General features: G+C 29.3%; 1 protein-coding gene. It reads right to left on the bottom strand.

Going from position 1 to position 837, the window contains the following annotated elements; all coding sequences use genetic code 11:
* Window positions 1–13: 13 nt before the first annotated feature.
* Window positions 14–837: FecR family protein (locus tag FUA24_RS07765; RefSeq protein ID WP_148541181.1), on the bottom strand; the 824-nt coding region annotated here is incomplete at its 5' end.

Below are 837 nucleotides of genomic sequence, written 5' to 3'. Positions count from 1 at the left end.
TTTTCCCTTTTTATTATTCTATAATTACTTGTCCATTTTGAATAATAAAAGACATATTTGTTGCGTTTTGTATCATTGTTAAAATTTCTTCTATATTTTGTGTTTTATCAAAAGAGCCTCCAAAAAGCTCATGCTCAATATTTTTGTTTTTAAAGTTTACATCAACATTATACCATCTAGATAAAACCATCATTATTTCTTTTAAAGGCTTGTTTTTAAAGCTAAATACGCCGTCTTTCCACGAAATTTCATTGTAAACATTAATGGTGTTTACTATAATTTTGTTGTTGTTAGGGGTAATTATTGATTGCTGATTGGGTTTTAAAACGGTACTATTTGTATGGTTAGTAACCATTACTTTTCCTTCAACCAAAGTGGTTAAAATATGTGTGTCTTCTTTATAGGCTTTTATATTAAATTCTGTTCCTAAAACTTCAATAGTTTGGTGGTTGTTTAATACTTTAAATTTAGTGCCATTGTTAATAGTACTTGGTGATACATCAAAATAAGCTTCGCCATATACAAGCTCTACAGTTCTGGTTTCTCCTTCAATAAAATTTGTTGGGTATTTTAATTGCGAATCTGAATTTAACCAAACTTTAGTACCGTCTGATAGGTTTACCAAAAATTGTCCGCCTCTTGGAATGGTTAAATAATTGTAAGATATACTTTGTTTTGTGGTAGCGGGTGTACTGTAAATTAATTCTTTACCATTACTTTTAATATTGTTGTTAATATAATTTTGCCCTTTTTCTAGGGCTATTTTACTGCCGTCTTCAAGAGTTAGAGTAGCTTTATTTGTACCAGCATGTATGTTGTTTTGTGTAGCAACTTTAA

This window comes from Seonamhaeicola marinus, from assembly GCF_008085455.1.
Note: the sequence above shows the minus strand (reverse complement) of the source record. Positions and strands in the feature narration are given on the sequence as shown.